General features: G+C 38.3%; 1 pseudogene. It reads left to right on the top strand.

The features are described from left to right. Positions 1 to 243 (top strand): annotated as a pseudogene (locus tag Q1A15_RS20985) (hypothetical protein); the annotation flags it as partial.

The following is a 243-nucleotide window of genomic DNA, read 5'->3' as shown; positions in this document are numbered from 1 at the left end:
TTAACTGCAACTCCTAACGCTGGTTATCAATTTGATGGTTGGTCAGGTGACGCTTCAGGAACTACAAATCCATTAACCATTACAATGGATGCGGATAAAACTGTAACAGCAGTATTTAGTAAAATTCAGCATACCTTAACTACTAACGCTACAAACGGAACTATTTCTAGAAATCCGAATACTCCAACTGCTGGAACTTATGATTTCGGAACTGATGTAGTTTTAACTGCAACTCCTAACGCT

The sequence above is a fragment of the uncultured Tenacibaculum sp. genome (assembly GCF_947495995.1).
In the GTDB taxonomy this organism is placed as follows: Bacteria; Bacteroidota; Bacteroidia; order Flavobacteriales; family Flavobacteriaceae; genus Polaribacter.
The sequence above is the reverse complement of the archived record's forward strand: the minus strand, read 5'-3'. Positions and strand labels throughout refer to the sequence as shown.